Annotated in this window: 1 pseudogene; it reads right to left on the bottom strand. The window is 70.8% G+C overall.

Annotated elements, in window-relative coordinates:
* Positions 1-55: 55 nt before the first annotated feature.
* Positions 56-367 (bottom strand): annotated as a pseudogene (locus tag GT042_RS32485) (SAM-dependent methyltransferase); the annotation flags it as partial.

Here is a 367-nt window from a genome sequence, read left to right as displayed (position 1 = left end):
AATCAAGCCCGTCCGGCGATTGAGGACAACAAGCGACCGCAACGCGATCGTGGCGTCAGGTTCGGGCGATCAGGTAGCGGAAAACGTTCGGCATCCAGACCGTTCCGTCCTTGCGGACATGTGGATGCAACGCCTCCGCGATCTCCTTCTCCACCTGCCGCCGATCCGTCGCCCCCACCGCCCCGTCGAACACCCCCGTCGACATCAGCCCCCGCACCGCGCTCTCCGTGTCCGCGTACCCGAACGGGCACGACACACGGCCCGAGCCGTCCGGCTTGAGGCCCGCGCGGGCCGCGACCTCCTCCAGGTCGTCGCGGTACGCCGGGCGCCAGCCCCCCTTGCGGAGGCGGTCGGCCAGCCGGCCCGC

The organism is Streptomyces sp. SID3212 (assembly GCF_009865405.1).
Taxonomy (GTDB): Bacteria; Actinomycetota; Actinomycetes; order Streptomycetales; family Streptomycetaceae; genus Streptomyces.
Note: the sequence above shows the minus strand (reverse complement) of the source record. Positions and strands in the feature narration are given on the sequence as shown.